Origin of the sequence: Xanthobacter dioxanivorans, from assembly GCF_016807805.1 — a bacterium.
Taxonomy (GTDB): domain Bacteria; phylum Pseudomonadota; class Alphaproteobacteria; order Rhizobiales; family Xanthobacteraceae; genus Xanthobacter; species Xanthobacter dioxanivorans.
Genome location: NZ_CP063362.1, coordinates 3448273 through 3464776 on the forward strand (window position 1 = coordinate 3448273; position 16504 = coordinate 3464776).

15 protein-coding genes are annotated in these 16504 nt (G+C 67.9%); 10 read left to right on the plus strand and 5 right to left on the minus strand.

Annotated elements, in window-relative coordinates; genetic code table 11:
• Window positions 1–369: 369 nt before the first annotated feature.
• From EZH22_RS16045 to EZH22_RS16055, 3 genes are all read left to right on the plus strand, one after another.
• The gene (locus EZH22_RS16045; RefSeq protein ID WP_203191552.1) at window positions 370–1863 is read left to right on the plus strand and encodes a sensor domain-containing diguanylate cyclase; all 1494 of its coding nucleotides are present in this window, start codon (window positions 370–372) and stop codon (window positions 1861–1863) included.
• Window positions 1864–2092: 229 nt separating this feature from the next.
• Complete coding sequence (locus tag EZH22_RS16050; RefSeq protein WP_203191553.1) at window positions 2093–2764, plus strand: VIT1/CCC1 transporter family protein; 672 nt, start codon at window positions 2093–2095, stop codon at window positions 2762–2764.
• 139 nt (window positions 2765–2903) lie between these two features.
• Window positions 2904–3206, plus strand: coding sequence for a hypothetical protein (locus tag EZH22_RS16055; RefSeq protein WP_203191554.1), 303 nt, complete (start codon window positions 2904–2906; stop codon window positions 3204–3206).
• A 143-nt stretch (window positions 3207–3349) separates the two neighbouring features.
• Here EZH22_RS16055 and EZH22_RS16060 read toward each other — a convergent pair whose 3' ends face one another.
• Window positions 3350–3757 (minus strand): zinc-binding dehydrogenase, encoded by a 408-nt coding sequence (locus tag EZH22_RS16060; protein WP_203191555.1) that lies wholly within the window; start codon window positions 3755–3757, stop codon window positions 3350–3352.
• A gap of 258 nt (window positions 3758–4015) precedes the next feature.
• Window positions 4016–4483: a hypothetical protein gene (locus EZH22_RS16065; RefSeq protein WP_203191556.1), complete on the minus strand. Its 468-nt coding sequence runs from the start codon at window positions 4481–4483 to the stop codon at window positions 4016–4018.
• A gap of 265 nt (window positions 4484–4748) precedes the next feature.
• Between EZH22_RS16065 and EZH22_RS16070 the strand changes: the two genes are divergently transcribed.
• Genes EZH22_RS16070 through EZH22_RS16090 form a run of 5 tightly spaced genes read left to right on the plus strand, consistent with a single transcriptional unit; the run spans window position 4749 to window position 10193 of the window.
• A complete protein-coding gene (locus EZH22_RS16070; protein WP_203191557.1) occupies window positions 4749–5477 on the plus strand; it encodes a J domain-containing protein in 729 nt (242 codons plus the stop codon).
• A 55-nt stretch (window positions 5478–5532) separates the two neighbouring features.
• A complete protein-coding gene (locus EZH22_RS16075) occupies window positions 5533–7395 on the plus strand; it encodes a hypothetical protein (protein WP_231711003.1) in 1863 nt (620 codons plus the stop codon).
• Window positions 7396–7442: 47 nt separating this feature from the next.
• Window positions 7443–8675, plus strand: a complete 1233-nt coding sequence (locus EZH22_RS16080; protein ID WP_203191558.1) for an ABC transporter permease — start codon at window positions 7443–7445, stop codon at window positions 8673–8675.
• 1 nt (window position 8676) lies between these two features.
• Window positions 8677–9339 carry an ABC transporter ATP-binding protein gene (locus EZH22_RS16085; protein WP_203191559.1) on the plus strand — a complete coding sequence of 221 codons (663 nt, stop codon included), beginning with the start codon at window positions 8677–8679 and terminating at the stop codon, window positions 9337–9339.
• Complete coding sequence (locus tag EZH22_RS16090) at window positions 9336–10193, plus strand: hypothetical protein (RefSeq protein ID WP_203191560.1); 858 nt, start codon at window positions 9336–9338, stop codon at window positions 10191–10193. Before EZH22_RS16085 ends, EZH22_RS16090 begins: the two co-directional genes overlap by 4 nt.
• An 87-nt stretch (window positions 10194–10280) precedes the next feature.
• On the opposite strand, the gene EZH22_RS16095 is transcribed toward EZH22_RS16090, so the two are convergent.
• Window positions 10281–11516 carry an extracellular catalytic domain type 1 short-chain-length polyhydroxyalkanoate depolymerase gene (locus tag EZH22_RS16095; RefSeq protein ID WP_203191561.1) on the minus strand — a complete coding sequence of 412 codons (1236 nt, stop codon included), beginning with the start codon at window positions 11514–11516 and terminating at the stop codon, window positions 10281–10283.
• Between the two features lie 89 nt (window positions 11517–11605).
• Window positions 11606–12025 (minus strand): CopG family transcriptional regulator, encoded by a 420-nt coding sequence (locus EZH22_RS16100; protein ID WP_203191562.1) that lies wholly within the window; start codon window positions 12023–12025, stop codon window positions 11606–11608.
• 437 nt (window positions 12026–12462) lie between these two features.
• Between EZH22_RS16100 and EZH22_RS16105 the strand changes: the two genes are divergently transcribed.
• Both EZH22_RS16105 and EZH22_RS16110 read left to right on the plus strand, forming a co-directional pair.
• The gene (locus EZH22_RS16105) at window positions 12463–14424 is read left to right on the plus strand and encodes a peptidoglycan-binding domain-containing protein (protein ID WP_203191563.1); all 1962 of its coding nucleotides are present in this window, start codon (window positions 12463–12465) and stop codon (window positions 14422–14424) included.
• Entirely contained in the window at window positions 14421–14717 is a 297-nt protein-coding gene (locus EZH22_RS16110) for a hypothetical protein (protein ID WP_203191564.1), read from the plus strand. Before EZH22_RS16105 ends, EZH22_RS16110 begins: the two co-directional genes overlap by 4 nt.
• 105 nt (window positions 14718–14822) lie before the next feature.
• On the opposite strand, the gene EZH22_RS16115 is transcribed toward EZH22_RS16110, so the two are convergent.
• Complete coding sequence (locus EZH22_RS16115; protein ID WP_203191565.1) at window positions 14823–16448, minus strand: B12-binding domain-containing radical SAM protein; 1626 nt, start codon at window positions 16446–16448, stop codon at window positions 14823–14825.
• Window positions 16449–16504 lie beyond the last annotated feature (56 nt).

A 16504-nucleotide genomic window follows, 5' to 3' on the forward strand; every position in this document is an offset into this window, starting at 1 on the left:
CGGGGCGCCGTAACCGCGATTCGGCTCCGGTGCCACGTGCGAATTGCGCCGGCGCGCAATGGAAGAATGCGGGATGCGGAGCGCGCCTTCGTGTCTTATGCCCTCGCGCGTTGCGTATCCTCACCCAATTGCCGGCGACGGCGGCTGACTTTGAAACCGGAGCGGATCAACATTTCCTGCGGAACTGCGGAAATCATGAGCCGTGATCTCCCCATTTTGCGGAACGCCCTTCATGGACGCACACCTATGCGTCTGGCGGCAGGAACAATGCTGCGCCTTTCATCCAGAATAATTCCGCGTTGAAATTTCCTGCTGGTCCGAGCAAGCTTTCTGGCCGAGCGAGTTCGGGGCCAATGAGGATGCCTCGCAATGGATAGCGTCTGGAGGCGTCTGGTTGGCGGCAACTACCAGTCGTTCGCTCTGGGCGCCCTGGTCATCGTCATCCTGCTCGCCCAGGGCCTGTCCCTGTGGAGATCGTACCAGGCGACCTGGTTGCTCGCTACGCGCTCAGCCGAGAACGTGATGCGAACGGTCGCATCGAACATCGAGCGCAACCTCAGCGTCATCGAGCTGTCCTTGATCGGGCTGGAAGATGCGGTGACCGCGCCCGGCGTCGCCGACCTGCCATCCGATCTGAGAAGAATGGTGCTGTTCGATCGGGCCGCCGGGGCGCAATATCTGGGCTCGATGCTGGTCCTCGATCGAGAGGGTGACATCGTCTACGATTCAGTCGAGACGCCGCCACGTCGGGGAAATTTTGCCGACCGGGACTATTTCAAGGCGCAACTCCAGCCTTATGTCGGCACTTATGTCAGCGCGCCGTTTGCAAGTCGGCTTCGCGGCGGCGATCCCAGCATCGCCCTGAGCCGGCGTGTCTCAGATCACGATGGCCGCTTTTACGGGGTGGTCCTTGGCGCGGTCCGCATCGCGTATTTTCAATCACTCCTCGAGACGGTGACCCTTAGGGCGGGAACCGCCATCGCGTTGACGCGGACCGACGGAACCGTGATTCTAAGGTTTCCCTCGACGGACGGCCACGGCAACGTGGGTGCCAGCGTTGCGCGGTCTCCGGTGTTCCTGAGGATGATGAACGGCTACCGGCCGTTCACCGAGCGGTCGGCCTTCGACCGGACGGAGCGCTACTACGTCTATTCCGTGGTGGGGAACTTTCCGCTCGTGCTGTCCGTCGGCATTTCCACCGCCGAAGCCCTCCGTGAGTGGAACGAGCAAGCCATCATATGGTCCGCGGTGACCGCCGCCATGTGCGTCATCATCCTGCTGATGTTCCGCTCGCTGCAGCTGGCCCTGCTGCGCAGCCGCGAGATGGAGGCCGAGCTTGAGATGCTTGCCGTGACCGACGGGCTGACGGGGCTACCCAACCGGCGCGCCTTCGACATGGCGGTCGCGACGGAAGTGCGCCGCGCGGCGCGGGACAAGACCAGCCTGGCCGTTTTGATGATCGATATCGACGACTTCAAGAAGGTCAACGACCGCCATGGCCATGGCGTGGGCGATCAGGTGCTGGCGCGCGTCGGCCGGCAGATCCTGCGTTCCATCCGCCGGCCGGGCAATTTCGCGGCCCGCTACGGCGGCGAAGAGTTCGTGGTCATCCTGCCGGCAACGGATGCGACCGGCGCGCTGCATGTCGGGGAGCGGATCCGGGCCGGCGTCGCGGCGATGGTCCCGTCGCCGGCGGATCTGTCGCTGGAACGCGTGAGCGTGAGCATCGGGATCGCCATCCGCCACATCGCGCCGGGAGAGCCGCCGGCGACGATCATCAACCGGGCGGACGAAGCGCTCTACGCCGCGAAGGGCGCCGGCCGCGACCGCGTCATGATCGCCGCCGTTCGGGCCGAAGTGTGAGCGGCCTTCGCCTTCCGCGTCGATCGCACCGCGCCGATGGCCTTGCGAACCTCTCGCCGGCTCAGCTGGTTGATCACGGATCGCGACGCATGGACACGCCTGCGCCGGCAACGAAGGCGGGCGGGATGTGGTATGCGCTTCCTGCCTCCTGGTTCGCACCGGCGGGAATCCATTTTCTTCCGCACCCGGGCGTGGAAGACAGCAAAGGTCGGCCGGAAGGAGAATACGAATGTCGGCGTCCGCGCGTGTCCTCGCCTCGCTCAAGGCCTCCATCGGCGATGTGGTGTTCGGCATGGAGGACGGCACCGTCTCCATTTTCGGCCTCGTCTTCGGTGTCGCCATCAGCACCAATGATCCGCGCACGGTGCTGATCGCCGGCGCCACCGGCGCGGCGGCCGCCGCCGTCTCCATGATGGCCGGAAGCTATCTCGATGCGGAATCGGTGCGCGATGCCCGCCGGGCTCGGCGCGACGGGCCGGTGGATCCGGCGGTGGCGCGGACCGAGGCCGATGCCATCACGGCGGCGCTGACCCGTGGCGGCATGGCCCCCCAGGATGTGACGCGGGTGGCCGACGCGCTTGCCCGCGCGCCGCGCGCCGTGGCGGGCCTGCGCACGGAACTCGCGGAGGCTGACGACGGGGCGAGCCCCACCTCGCATGCCTTCTGGATGTTCGTATCCGACCTGTTCGCCGGGTTCACGCCGGTCCTGCCGTTCGCTTTCCTGCCCATGGACAGCGCCCGCATGGTCTCGCTCGGCCTCACCACCGTGCTGCTGGTGGTGCTCGGCGTCGGCCGAGGGCTGGTGGCGAAGCGCTCGGTGGTCCGCGCGACGCTGGAGACCCTGGGCATCGCCGCGTCGGCGGCCCTGGCGGGCATCGCCATGGGCCACTTCCTGTCCTGAGCGGAAGGGGCCGGGACGGCCGGATCATACCAAGGTGTATTGCGCCCAGATGTAAGGACTAGCCCACGAAATCGACGGCTGATTTCGGCGGCGCCGCGCGTTTTCTATGTTCTCTCCACACCAGACATGGAGAACGAACATGAATACCCGCCTGAAGCTCCTGACCACTTTCGGCACGCTCGCCCTGGTCGGCATGGGGATCGTCGGCAACGCGTATGCCGACGAGACCGTGACCAAGGAGAACATGGAGCAGGAGCAGTTCTTCCAGAAATACGGCAACGAGACCTCGCCGGCCCTGTTCTTCAACGAGGCTGCGCCGGCGGTGCGCGTGCCGGCCGGACTGCGCAAGCTGCCCGCGTCCTCCAGCATCCCGACCTTTGCCGGTGCGCAGGACCCGCACTGGGGCGCGGCCCAGGATGCGACCGACGGGGCCGCCGATTGAGTTTCGCCTGTCCCGGGGACAGGTCGACCGACGCGGGCGACGGAGCGCATCTGCCGCCGCCCGCATGCCCGACCGGCGGGGGCTGGGCTTATCCGCGCGGAACGTCCGGCTCGACTGGTCCGTGCCCTGCTGCGCCGGGGTGTTCAAGGGACGAGGATGGAGGAGCCGGTCGTGCGCCGGCCTTCCGGGTCGGCATGGGCCCTGGCCGCCTCAGCCAGGGGATAGGACTGGCTGACGTGGATCTTCAGCACTCCCGCCTCGACCAGTTCGAAGAAATGCCGGGAGGACGCCAGGAGATCGCTGCGCTTGCGCATATACACGAACAGGCTTGGATGGGTGAAGAACAACGAGCCCTTCAACGTCAGCTCGCGGGTGTTGACGGACTCCACGAGACCTGAGGCATTGCCGTAGTTCACCATCATGCCCAGCGGGCGCAGGCAGTCGATGGAGCCGGCATAGGTGTCCCTGCCGATGGAATCATAGACCACGCGCACGCCTTCCCCGCCGGTGATGCCCCGCACCTCCTTCACGAAGTCCTGCTCGCCCCTCACGATCGCATGCCGGCAGCCGTTGCTGCGGGCGATCTCGGCTTTTCCCTGGAGCCCACGGTGCCGATGACCACCGCACCCATGTGGAGACGCATCAGATCGATGCCGGGATCGCGCTGCTCAGGCACGCGCTCGATCGGATATGTGCGCCATGAGCCATTCCGCCGGGCGGCCCGCCCGACCGGAAGCCATCGCCACACGCTTCGCTCCTTTCCCAGCCCGGACTGCCGGAACCGGCATCGCGCGGATCGGCACCATGGCTCAGCTCGCCGAAAGGCCCCGGCAGATCAGGGTCGGCATCATTCGGTCAATGGCGCGACGGACGGTCTGCGCCTGCCGGGGCGACAGGCTCCGGTCGATCTCGGACAGCGCCGCCCCGAACATCAGGGCGTGGGTCGCCCGCTCCCGGGGCTCCTCAACGGCCTCGCCCGCCGCCACCCGCGCCTCGAACCTGCGGGTCATGAGCTGCAGGTCGAGCATTGCGCCGGAGAAGGCGCGCCACGCCGGCATCTGGTCCGGGTTCATATCCGCCTCGCGGGCGAGGCTTTCGAGGCGCACGGACAGACCCTCCGGCGCCTGGGCCGAACGCGGCGCAACGGCGCGCGCGGTTCCGAAGCCTTCGGTCCGGTGAAGGTCCGACAGGGCGAACGCCATCAATCCGAGGGCGGCGAATCCAAAGGCTCCGGCGGCGACAGGATTGCGCGTGATGAAGGGCGTGAGCCTCGCCATGGCGGCCTCGGAACGGATGCTCCGCAATAGGTGCATCTCGTCGGCAACCCTACTGAAAACGGCATCCGCGGACCAGAAGGCGATGCGGGAAATCGTTGCTATTTTCAAGCGCCACCCATACCTTCGGCGCAATAGGAAATGTTTCTTCCGACTCTCTTGCAGGTCTTCAGCCGCGATACTCTCTGCTTCCGGCAAAGGGTATCGAGGTGTTTCAATACCAACCTGGACGTGGCTATTTCTGCCGCTCCGCTGAAGGTAGGTCCGCATGAGCCTCGGCATGATCCTCAGCTCCGTCGCGCTCGGCATCTCGTTCGTCATCACCGCCTTCAAATTCGCGGACTGGTTGCTCCATTCCGACCCCGGGACCCTGGTGCGGGCCGGTCGCTGGCTGCTGTTCGGCGCCGCGGTGGCGGCGGTTCCCAGCCTGATCCTGCTGCTGGTCCATGAGCAGCACACGGCCGCCATGGTGCTGGGCGCGGCGATGCTGGCGGTGCCGGCGTTCCTCAACTGGCGGGTTTTCCTCCCGCGCCAGGCCTTCCGTCCCCTGTGGCGCGAGGGCGAGCCGCCGGTGGACCAGATGCGTGGAGACTTCGGACAGCCGCCGCCCGATCCCGAATTGGCGCGCCGCGCCGCCATCGTTCTGGAAGACTATCTCATCCATGCGGGCCGGCCGGAGATTTCCACGCGAATCGATTCCGGCGCGACCCCGCGCACACGGCGGCATGTGGTGCGCCACGAGGATGGCGAGATGAGCGCCGAGGAGGCGCTGGACGTGCTCGGGCTGGAGCGCGGCGCCTCGGCAACGGCGGTGCGGGCGGCTCACCGCCGGCTGATGCAGCTGGTGCATCCCGACCGGGGCGGCTCCAACTATCTCTCGACCAAGATCAACCGCGCCAAGGATGTGCTGCTGGCGGAGGCGGCCCGTTCCGTGCCCGCGCGGAGCACCGCGCGCCGGAGCGCCAGGCGCACGGCGCCGAAGGACGCCGAACCCTAGTGTCCCGCGCCAGGATTTTCCGGGACCGCATCGCATCGCAGGAGGGCTTGGGGACATGAGCGAGTTCAGCGAGCCTGCGAAGGCGGAACACGCGGAGCGCCCGCGGCTGGAAATGCCGCCGCCGGCGCAGGAGGAGATCGGCGGTGCGCCTGCGACGCCCTCGGATGTGAGCGCCTTCCTGGCCCGCCGGACGGAAGTCACCCGGTCAGACCACGAGGCGTTCCAAACGTATCTGCGCGAGAAGCAGGCCCATGCCCTGGCGGCGAGGGCCAAGGCCGCGCCGGTGACGGAGCAGGACCGGGAACCCGCCTTCACCCGCCGCAACATGTTCAAGATCGCCGCCGCCACCGCCGTGGTGGGCGAGACGGCGGCGCTGGGCTATCACGCGGTGCAGGGCGGCGCCCTGGACGGTGTCCTGGGTGGCGTCCTGGGCGGGTCGGGACCGGGCCAGAGCGCGGGCGGCGCCGTGGTCGCCCAGGCCCAGAGCGCGCCCATCGCCCGCGAGCTCGTCGAGTCCCGCGCCAATTTCGACGGCCGCAGCCTCGGCAAATGGGTGGCGGTGCTGCCCACCAAGATGGGCGGCGGCGCCTATGCGCTCGACCTCAACACCAACCGGGTGATGGCCTCCATCTGGTACTGGAACTACGGCGACTTCAACCCCATCGCCCACCACCTGTGCGCCTTCCCGAGCGCCGATCCCTACAACGGCTTCGAGTTCATCAACAGCACGCAGGGCGGCAAGAATTCGCTGATCTACGGGATTCCCACCAACATCGTCGAGCCGGCCCCCGGCTTCAACATCTACCGTGTGCGCTTTGACGGCGCGCAGATGCAGCTGCTGGAAAACGTCTCCGAGGCCACGGGCCTCGGCCTCGGCGTACACGTCACGGTCAACCCCAAGGACGCCCAGTCCTATTTCGTCACCGACGGGCAGAAGGACATCGCCGCCTGCTTCGATCGCACCACCTCGCGGGTGAAGGCGGCGCTGAAGTTCGACTGGGTCGCCAATTCCACCAGGCTCGACCGCGCCTGGCAGGATGGCGGAGTGCTTAAGATCTCGAAGATCTATCCCGACGCCGCCACCGGAAAATACGACTATCTCGGCACCAAGGGGCAGAAGATCGAGTGGGAGATGGTGCCCATGGGTGAATTGTTCGTCGAGGAGGGCACGCTGCCCGGCGACGATCCCATGGGGCTTTCCGGTGCCGACGGCACCATCTGGCACCCCACCGGCCGCTGGGCCGCCACCGTGGTCCGCCTGTGCGGCGGCATCGCCATCCTGGATGCGGAGAACAATTTCGAGCCGGTTGCCTTCCTTCAGTTCAACACCGCATCGCAGGACCAGTACGAGGTAGCCAAGATCGACAAGGACCACTGGGAGGTGACCTTCGACAAGATCCACTCTCCCGGCCACGAGATCGGCTTCTCCCCCGACGGCCGCTACCTGTGCATGATGAACAACCTGCGCGAGAACAACTGCTCGGTCTTCTCGACGCAGGATCCCGACCCACGTAAATGGAAGAAGATCGCCCACGTGGAAGATCCACTATGGCGGGGCAAGTATCCCAATCCCTTCCACATGGTCTTCTCCCTGGATTCCAGGACGCTCTACCTCTCGGTGCTGCATCCCTCGCCGGCAGCCAGCGGGATCATGGTGGTGGACACCGACACCTGGACCATCCGGAAGGAGATCCAGGGCATCGGCCCGGATCTTCAGACCCCAGCCATCACCTACGACGGCAAGTATGTGGTGGTGCCCTTCAGCGGCTTCCAGCGCCTGTCGAGCGGCATCGCGGTGATCGAGACGGCCACCGACACCCTCATCGGCATCCTGCCGAGCACCGGCGGTCACCATGACTGCGTGATCGTGCCCACCGAAATGGCCCACATGAAGCACACCCGCTCGTGCACGCTATGAACCGGCGACTGCGCCCCGTCCCGGCCCGCGAACGGACCTAGCGGCTCATGGCTCACGCCCCGGGCGCGCGCTTCCTGATCCTGCGCCTCGCGCTCCAGAATCTCGGCCGCCGGCGCACCCGCACCGGCCTGATTCTGGCGGCGGTCGCCATCAGCAGCGCCATCGCCTTTGCCGGCGCGGTGATGATGCGTTCCATCGAGACCAGCATGGAAGTGGGCTTCAGCCGCCTCGGCGCCGACCTCATGGTGGTGGCGCAGGACGCCCTCGCCAACATCACGGTCGCGCTCCTGACCGTCGAGCCGACCGACAGCACGGTACCGGCCGGTCTTCTGGAGATGGCAGACATTCCGGGCATCGGCCGGGCCACGCCGCAACGGGTGTTCCGCACCAGCTTGTCCGGCGTCGGCGGCCATGGCGAGAGCGTGGACCTGATCGGCTTCGATCCGGACACGGACTTCACGGTCCAGCCGTGGATCCTTGAGCGCCTGCCGCGCGCCATGGGGCCGCGGGACATCATCGTCGGCGCCGCCCGCAGCCTGCCGCTGGGGTCGGAGGTCGTGATCTTCGGAACGCCCTTCCGGGTCTACGGGAAGCTGTCCCCGACCGGCGTGGGCACGCACGAGCGTGGGGTGTTCCTGCACGCCACGGGCCTCCTGGCGCTGGGGCCCGCGATCCTGGCGCGCACGGGCGTGACGCCGCCCATGCTCGATCCCGCGCGGGTGAGCGGCTTCCTCATCGAGCTTTCGCCCGGAGCGGGAGAACTGCAGGTGCGCTTCGCGCTCCTGTCGCGTCTGGCGGGCATCAAGGTGGTCACCGGCGCGTCCCTGCTCACCGGCATCCGGCAGGGCCTTGCCGCCTTGCTGGGGGGGGTGGTGGCGTTGGTGACGCTCATGTTCGCCTCCACCGCCATCATGATCAGCGTGCTGTTCTCCGCCATCGTGTCCGAGCGCCGCGCGGAGTTGGGCCTCCTGAAGGCCATCGGCGCGCGGCGCGGGCAGGTGGTGGGCATGACGGTCCTGGAGGCGGTGATTGCGACCGGCGCCGGGGGGATTGCCGGCGTTCTGATCGGCGCGCTGGTGCTGCGCCTGTTCGAGCGGTCCCTGGTCGTCCACCTCACGCAGATGGGCGTGCCCTTCCTGTGGCTCGACCGGCCCTCCACGGTGCTGCTGGCGGTCGCGTGCATTCTTTCTGCCGCGCTCATCGGCGCCCTCGGGGCGCTGGTCCCGGCCTGGCGCGCCAGTGGCGCCGAGCCTTACGACCTGATCCGGGGGGAGGGCTGATATGCTCGCCTGCCGTGCGCTGGAAAAGAGCTACGCCACCGACCGCGGGCCGGTGCACGCCATGCGCGGCGTCGACCTCGATGTGGCTGCGGGGCGGTACACCACCATCATCGGCAGGTCGGGTTCGGGGAAGTCCTCGCTCCTGGCGATGATCGGCGGGCTGAGCCGGCCCTCCGCCGGCCGGGTGGTGATCGAGGGCGTCGACATCTGGGCGCTGGGACGCCGCGATCTCGCGCGCTTCCGCAATCGCCGGGTGGGCCACGTCTTCCAGTTCGCCAGCCTGTTGCCGACCTTGCGCGCGCTCGACAATGCCGCGCTGCCTCTTTTGCTCGACGGCGGGCATGCCGATGCCTATGACCGCGCGACCGCCTTGCTGGAGGAGCTGGGCCTCGGCGCCCATCTCGACGCCTTTCCTTCGGAAATGTCCGCGGGCGAGCAAAGGCGCGTCGCCATCGCCCGCGCCCTCATCGGCGAGCCGGCGCTGCTGCTGGCGGACGAGCCCACCGCCGACCTCGACGAACAGACCGAGCGCGAGATCATCGCGCTGTTGGGGCGGGTCCACCGCGAACGTGGCACGACGCTTCTGCTCGTCACCCACAATCTCGCTTTGGCGGCGCAGGCGGATGAGGTGATCCATATCGCCGACGGGATGATCGTTCCGTGAGCCGACCCAAGCTTCCGGACCTGGCCGGTCTCACGCAGGCGCAGAAGGACGAGCTCATCGTCAGCCTTTGGGAGACGCTCGTCGCCATGGATGCGGCGGAGGGGCCGGGGCCCGGTGCCGACGAGGCTCCGCCGGCGTCGGTCGGAACCTCACCCGAAACGCTGAGCGCCCGCATTCGCGACACCGCCCCCTCGCGGCGGGCACGGGCCTCCGCACCATCGGCGGCGCGCCTGGGCAAGGTCTCCGATGTTCTGGAATGGCGGCCGCTGCACTGGCTGGTGCTGCTGGTGGGCCTCGGCTTCCTCGCCGACTTCGGCGTCGGCTGGTACCAGCGCCGGGCCCTCGCCCAGCAGGACCAAGCGGCGCTGGCGCTGCGCAGCGCCGCCATGGAGGGGCTTTACGTCGAGCTCGTGCGCGTGTCCTACGAGCCCGATGGAAAGTCCTATCGCGCCACGCTGAACATGCAGAATCGCGACCCGGCACATCCGCTCTACGTCATGCTCAGCCCCGCGCGGGCCTTCGTGCAAGTCGGCCTCAGCTGGCGGGAAGTTCCCTCGCAGGCACCTCAAAATACCGGCTGGGGCGTGGTGAAGCTGCAGGGAGGACAGGCCTATTCGCTGCTGTTTCAGGCGGATGTGGACGATTGGTCCCAGCTTATTCCCGGCTATATGCATGTCCTCATCCAGAGCGACATGCTCATCAGCCGCAGCAGCGCCCCGCGGGACGACATCGTCGAGCGGAACAACCGCTTCTATGTCTATCTGAAGCCGCAGGGCGCGGACGATGCAGCCATCAAGGCCCGCAGCAATTTCCCCGGCGTCCCGCCCGTTTTCATTCCGATGCCGCCGCATTGAGCGCCCGGAGGAGTGGAAGACGATGCCGCCACGCACTCCGGAGCATGGGACGGGGGCAGGCCCGCCGCCCGCTCATCCGCCGCCCGGTCAGCCGCCGGCTGGCGGCGGACTGTCCTGGAGGAAGAAGCGCACCATTTCGCGGCTGGCGTCCGGCCCCCGTGGCTCGGTGTAGGAGCCCGATGCGCTGCCGCCGGACCAGGCGTGGCCGGCGCCGTGGAGCACCCAGTGCTCCAGCACGCTGCGTCCCGTCTCGTCGCTCTGGACCTGTCGGGTATAGCCGATGCCGCCGGGGGTCTGTCCGGACGTGACCGTCGTCCCGAGCTTCACCTCGGCATGGACCTGAGCGGCCACTTGCGCGACCACCTGGGCGCCGTTCAGCGGATGTACCGTCCTGTCGCCGTCGCCGTGGAAAACGATGGTCGGGACGATCCGTCCGCCGGTGCGATGGGAGGCTCCCGTCGCGGCCGGATTGCCGCCCTGGCGCATGGCCGCGAACGCGGACGGCATGTCGCGAGCGGCGCCGCAGGCCAGTCCGGAATGCACGCCGATGGCCCGATAGAGATCGGGATAGGTCGCGCCCATGATCGCGGCTGTCGCACCCCCGGCGGACAGGCCGGCGGCGAAGACCCGCTCGGGGTCGACCGGGAAATCGGACATGATCTGGCGCGTGATGCCGGCAATCAGCGAAGGCTCGCCCCGGTCGCGCCGCTGGTCGCCGGCATTGAACCAGTTCCAGCATCCGGAGGCATTGGCGTCGTGGCTTTGGGCCGGGTAGGCGACAAGAAAGGTGTGCTCTTCCGCAAGCTCGTTCATGCGCGTCCCGGCCGCGAAATCGTCGGGTGACTGGGTGCAGCCGTGCAGCATCACCAGGAGCGGCAGCGGCTCGCCGTCGAAGCTGCCCGGCACGTAGAGCTTGTAGGCCCGGCGCCCCGCTTCATTGACAAAGCTGCGCTCCTCGAAGTGCGCGTCCCGGGCCGTGGGCACCGGCGTTGTGATGCCGGAAATGCCGGCGTCGCGGCCGCTCGCCGGCTTCCGATTGCGCACGAGATCGAGCAGCCCCTCGATCCATAGACCTGTAGGGGAATTCGCGGTGCCGGGCTGCGCCGGAGATGGAACCCCGGGCGCCGTCCAGGCGCTTCCGGTCTCCGCCGATGGGGGCAGCAGATCGACGAAGGACGTCGCGCCCTCATCGACGTCGGGCGGCATATCGGCGTGACGGGGTTCCGCAAGGCTCCCGCGCAGAACGGCCATGGCCTCGTCAAGCCGCCCCAGGCGGGTGAGGCGCGTGGCTTCCACAAAGTCGATCTTGGATCGTATCGCCATTTGGAATGGCTCCTCTCGGATCAGTTCGGCAAAGCGCGGAGCGCGGCCTGCGGGAAGGGCCGGTGTCCAGCGCTGGCGGTTTCGTGTGGTCAGCAGATGCGATCGGCCAGCGCCGCCTTGACCGCCGTGCTGGCCTGCAGGGCGCCGAGCACCTGAAGGGATGCGATGGTTGAGCGGGCAAGCTCCGCCGAGACGTCATCGGCGATGACGGCCATTCCGAGGACTTGGATATGGAGCATGTCGCCGGCGGCCTGCGCGGCCTCGAGATCCGCGCGGCTGTAGCGCCGGAGGCCGAGGTCGAGCTGATGTCGCGCCAGGGATTTCCTGAGAGCTTCGTCGTGCCGGTCGAGCTGGTTGCGGATGGCGGTGCGAATGAAATCGGTCCGGTTGGAATAGAACCCTTCGCGCACCAGCAGGTCGACCTGACCCAGGTCGACATAGCCGAGGTTGATGGTGATCTTCTCGCTCTCCGGAGGCCGCGGACGCAGTTCGTGCACCTTCTCAGCCATTTTACCATCCCTGCACCATCCATGTGGATGGCAGATGGTCATGGGGCGATCCCGCCGCAAGGGGCGCTGCGCGATTTATCGGGGCCGGCGCCGGCGTCCCCCCGGTCGCGCAAGGGCACATGGGGCGCTCCGCGCGCGCGTCCCGGGCCCGGCCTGCGTCGCGGCCGATCAGGTCCATCGGCTCGAACGGGTCCGCGCGAAAGCCGCCGGCCTTCGCGCGTGACGGCGTGGTAAGGCGCTCGTATCACCCAAATGAGGGATGCGGAGCGGCCCGATCTTGTCTTTCCTCAGCCCCACTTGTTGAGCCTTCACTTGGCCGGAACGGCCCACCGCCTGTGAACATCAGGCGGCGGGCCGTGCGCGGCCGATCGAATGCAACATCCAAGTTCTCGCGAAGCTGGAGTTCGATGCCATAGCGCTCACATGGGAGGGCGGACATGGTGTGGAAGACCGACGGCCAGGACCGCCTGGCGAGAAGCCTCGAAGCCTTGATCGACGATATCGACCACAAGTTTCCCGATCGAGACCGGCACAATGACGGGACCATCGGGGATACCCGCCATCGGGCCCTCGGCAACAAGACCGACCACAACCCCCACGTCCATCGGGATGGCGCCGGCATCGTCACGGCACTCGACGTCACCCACGATCCCGAACACGGCTTCGACGCGCAGGCCTTCGCCGATTCGCTCCGCGAAGAACGGGACCGCCGGATCAAATACGTCATCTTCAACGGCCAGATCTTCAGCAGTACCGTCGATCCATGGAAATGGCGCAGAAGAAACCAGGGGCCCGGCGACCACAGCGAGCATATCCACATCTCGGTGATCGATGATCCCGCGCTCTATGACGACCCGTCTCCCTGGACGTATGACCTCTCCGGCGTGCCGCTCAGTCCTTCTCCCGTCTTTCCGCCGCGGCTCCGCCGGGGCGACAGCGGGCCTGCCGTGGTCGACCTCCAGACCCTCCTCGGCATCGAGGCGGACGGTGATTTCGGCGAGGACACGGATGCAGCGGTGCGCGCGTTCCAGTTGCGGAACAATCTCTTCGTGGACGGCGTCGTCGGATCGCACACCTGGGGAATTCTCCTGGCGTCGTCCACCGTCCGGCCGGCCGCGGCGCCGGAAGTGCGCCTCACCGCCGAGGCCATCGAGGAGATCGTGAGGCTTGCCGCCGGCTCGCCCCTCATCCGGCAGAAGTGGAGCGGCAGTCTCGCCCCGCGCGGCTACATCAAGGGGATGGCCGTCGCGTTCGCGCACGTCTACGCCAAATGGAAGGCGCGCGATGCCGCGGCGCTCATCATGGCGGCCGCCGACGGTGGCAAGGAGGCGACCGACGCTCTCGCCTGGTACGCGGCCGAGTTCCGCGCCGCCGGAATGGAGAATGCCTCCTCGGGCCCGGCCCCGCTCCGTCACCTCTTCGTGCTGCTGATCGGACTTGGGATGCGCGAGAGCGGCGGCAAGTACAATGAAGGGCGGGATGTGTCGGCGGACAATACCGACGCCGAGACGGCCGAAGCCGGACTGTTCCAGATGAGCTGGAACGCGCGGGCGGCGAGCTCCGAGCTGCCCCGCCTGTTCGCGCTCCATTCGAAGGGCGACGACGACGGCTACCTGTCCATCTTCCAGGAGGGTGTCAGGCCTCGGGAGACGGCGAACTTCGGCACCGGGGAAGGCGTCGCCTTTCAGAAGCTGTGCAAGTCTCGCCCGATCTTTGCGGTCGAGACGGCGGCCGTCGGGATGCGCGTCCTGCGCAAGCACTGGGGACCCATCAGCCGCCGCGAGGCGGAGATCCGGCCCGAGGCCGACGCGCTGCTCCGCAAGGTCCAGGAGGTGGTGGATGCCATCGCGGTCGCGCCTGTGCCGCAGGATGTCCCGGTGCCACGGGATGTGCCGCTGCCGCAGCACTTTCCCGTGCCAGCCTCCCTCGACCCTGTTCACCTTCTGCTGCTCGTGATCGCGGCACTCTTGAAGGAGAAGCCCATGCAGGACGCCTCCAGCGCGCAGGGCCAGGGCGACCCCCTCAGGATCGTCCTCGCCACGCTGCTGCAATCCCTCGCCGCCGGCCGGCCGGCTGTCGCGGGCGACCTCGCGGTCGACCCGCGCCCCGCCGTGCGGCCGGATGCGGCTGTGCCGCAGCCGGTGACCGCCGATCCGCTCGCGCTTGTGCTGCCAATGCTGCTGCAGGCGCTGGTTCAGGGCCTCGCGCCATCGGCGGCGGCGGGCGGCACCGCGCTGGCGCCGAAGCCTCCCGCGCCGATCCCGCCGGCCACCCTCCCGCCAACGCCCATCGCCGGACCGGTCGACCTTCTGGGTGCCCTTTCGGGTGTCCAGAGCCAGGGAGGTGCCGCGGCGGGCGGCACCTCCCCGAGCAGTTACAGAAGATCATCCAAGCCGTGACTGCCATCGCCGGCGGCAGCCCGCGGCTCGGCACGGTCAACGGCGCGCTCGGCCAGACGATCGGCCGACTGCTCAACGGCAAGAAGTCGGCCATCGGCATCATCGGCTCGCTCGCCGCCGGCCTGATGGAGGCCGTCCCGCAGATCGCCCCCGCTCTGGCGGGGCCGGCCGCAACCCTTCTGCCGGGCATCGGCAGCGTTGCCCTTCCCGTCTTCCTCGCGATGACCGCCTGGGGCTTCCTCGGGAAGATGGAGAAATGGACGGGTCCCGCGCCGCAGGCGCGCGCGGGGTGAATGCCTTCGGCGCGCGGAGCGGGGAGGGGTCGCGCCCGTCGGTCCGGGTTTGCACAGAACAGAATTGAACGGAAGGATCCGCTGGCAAGACCCGCGTGAGCGGCCTCACCCGGCGGCGGCGAGCGCCGGGGGCGGCGCCGGTACGTGGGGATCGACCCAGCGCCCGGCCTCGATGTCGGCGATCTGCTCGGAAATCTCTTTCGTCACCTGCCGCGCGAAGGGGCCGAGATGGACATAGAACAGGGCCATCACCATGAGCGGCTCGATGGTTTCCAGCCGGCCGTTGAGCCCGCGCAGCACCAGAGGCCAGAGGTGGACGGCCGTCCCGGGGTGGCGGACGGTGATCTTGAAGAGCAGGCGGAAGAGACGCGCGAGGTCCGCGGCGAGCTGGCGCGGATCGATCGGTGCGGCCTCCCCGTCGGGCTGCCGACCCTTCACCAGGCTGACGACGCGCCGCACGCGGGCGAAAAAGGCTTTCGGCGCATAGATGCGGGCGTAGACGTCGCGATACCCGCGCAGCACCTCCGCGCGGGATCGGAGCGTGGTGAAGTTGAGGCCGGCGCCCGTCTGGTCGCCGTGCTTGAACATCTCGCTCGTGAGGGGGAACAGCCGCCCCTCCCGCTCCAGCCGGCGCGAGAGCTGGGTGTCCGGCAGGGCGAAGAGGAGGCCCAGCGACGCCACCGGGAGGGCCGCCGCCTCGATCAGTTCCGCCATGGCCTCGCCCACGTCCGGCCGCTCGTTGTCGAACCCGATGATGAAGCCGGCAATGACCAGCAGCCCGGCGGCATAGATGCGATGCACGCTCTCGGCGATGTTTCGCTTGGTGTTCTGCTTCTTCAGCGTCGAGCGCAACACCTCATCGTCCGGGCTCTCGATACCGATGAAGACGAGAAAGAAGCCGGCGTCGGAGAGCAGGGAGAGCAGCAGCGGATCGTCGGCGAGGTTGAGAGAGGCCTCCGTGGAGAATTGGAAGGGATGGCCCCGTTCCTTCTGCCAGGCGATCAGGTGCGGCAGGAAGGCCTTGACCGCCTTCTTGTTGCCGATGAGGTTGTCGTCGACGAAATCGACATGGCCGCGATAGCCGAGCTCGTAAAGTGCATCGAGCTCGGCGAGCATTTGCGCGGTGCCCTTGGCGCGCGGGACACGGCCGTAGAGCTCGATGATGTCGCAGAACTCGCAGGTGAAGGGGCATCCACGGGAATATTGCACGCCCACAAAGAGATAATGCTTAAGCTTGAGCAGATCGAAGCGGGGCACGGGCGTCGTGGTGACGTCCGGCTTGGTCTCCGGCGCCGTGAAGAGCCCCTTGCGGGCGCCGCCCTCCCACGCCGCGACGAAGCTGTCGATGACGCCCTCGGCCTCGCCGACGACCCGGAAGTCCGCGATGGCATAGGCATCGGGGCTCGATGAGACATCGGGTCCGCCCATCACGACCACCTTGCCGGCGGCTTGCGCCATGGCGATGACCCGCAGGGCCTCCGGTCGCTGCGGCAGCATTCCGCTCACGAAGACCAAGTCGGCCCAGCCGAGCGCGTCGGCGGTCAGATCCTCGACGTTGCAGTCCAGGAGTCGCGGCTTCCATGTGGCCGGAAGCATGGCCGCGACGGTGACGAGACCCAGAGGCGGCGCCATGCAACGGGCGCCCAGGACACGCGCCATGTCCAGGTTGCGCCAGAAGGAGGGCTGCGTGAAACGGGGGTAGACGAGGAGCACGTTGGTTGCTTCAGGCATCCGCAGGCCTCTCCCTTCCGCTTCGCGCCGACGGTGCCAACATAGGAAGGTTGCAG

Coding starts and splice junctions, on each gene's coding strand:
- EZH22_RS16045 (WP_203191552.1), top strand. CDS start 370: ATGGATAGCGTCTGGAGGCGTCTGGTTGGCGGCAACTACCAGTCGTTC.
- EZH22_RS16050 (WP_203191553.1), top strand. CDS start 2,093: ATGTCGGCGTCCGCGCGTGTCCTCGCCTCGCTCAAGGCCTCCATCGGC.
- EZH22_RS16055 (WP_203191554.1), top strand. CDS start 2,904: ATGAATACCCGCCTGAAGCTCCTGACCACTTTCGGCACGCTCGCCCTG.
- EZH22_RS16065 (WP_203191556.1), bottom strand. CDS start 4,483: ATGGCGAGGCTCACGCCCTTCATCACGCGCAATCCTGTCGCCGCCGGA.
- EZH22_RS16070 (WP_203191557.1), top strand. CDS start 4,749: ATGAGCCTCGGCATGATCCTCAGCTCCGTCGCGCTCGGCATCTCGTTC.
- EZH22_RS16075 (WP_231711003.1), top strand. CDS start 5,533: ATGAGCGAGTTCAGCGAGCCTGCGAAGGCGGAACACGCGGAGCGCCCG.
- EZH22_RS16080 (WP_203191558.1), top strand. CDS start 7,443: ATGGCTCACGCCCCGGGCGCGCGCTTCCTGATCCTGCGCCTCGCGCTC.
- EZH22_RS16085 (WP_203191559.1), top strand. CDS start 8,677: ATGCTCGCCTGCCGTGCGCTGGAAAAGAGCTACGCCACCGACCGCGGG.
- EZH22_RS16095 (WP_203191561.1), bottom strand. CDS start 11,516: ATGGCGATACGATCCAAGATCGACTTTGTGGAAGCCACGCGCCTCACC.
- EZH22_RS16100 (WP_203191562.1), bottom strand. CDS start 12,025: ATGGCTGAGAAGGTGCACGAACTGCGTCCGCGGCCTCCGGAGAGCGAG.
- EZH22_RS16105 (WP_203191563.1), top strand. CDS start 12,463: ATGGTGTGGAAGACCGACGGCCAGGACCGCCTGGCGAGAAGCCTCGAA.
- EZH22_RS16115 (WP_203191565.1), bottom strand. CDS start 16,448: ATGCCTGAAGCAACCAACGTGCTCCTCGTCTACCCCCGTTTCACGCAG.